This is a genomic window from Mediterraneibacter sp. 210702-DFI.5.30 (assembly GCF_020560115.1).
GTDB lineage: Bacteria > Bacillota > Clostridia > Lachnospirales > Lachnospiraceae > Mediterraneibacter > Mediterraneibacter faecis.
Map to the genome: position 1 here is coordinate 1 of NZ_JAJCME010000154.1, position 241 is coordinate 241.

1 protein-coding gene is annotated in these 241 nt (G+C 49.4%); it reads left to right on the forward strand.

Annotated elements, in window-relative coordinates; translation table 11 throughout:
• The coding region (locus tag LI126_RS15065) for a hypothetical protein (RefSeq protein WP_227165721.1) at positions 1-241 on the forward strand (241 nt) is incomplete at both ends.

Sequence of the window (241 nt, forward strand, 5' to 3'; positions counted from 1 at the left end):
CTGTTCAGCCTCGTCACCGGTGTTGCTAGGTTTGGCAAATCAGGCTGGACGAGTTCATGCTGGCTGCTCTTATTGCTGGGCTTGATTCTATTTGGCGGTTTTGTCTGGTTAAATCAGCACGGTAAAACACGGTTGTTTGATCTGGGCGTCTTTGCGCAATCGTCCGTACGGCTTTCGGAATGGACCTATTTCAGTCTGCAGTTCATCAACATCGGTGCATCATTGGCACTGCCGATCTATT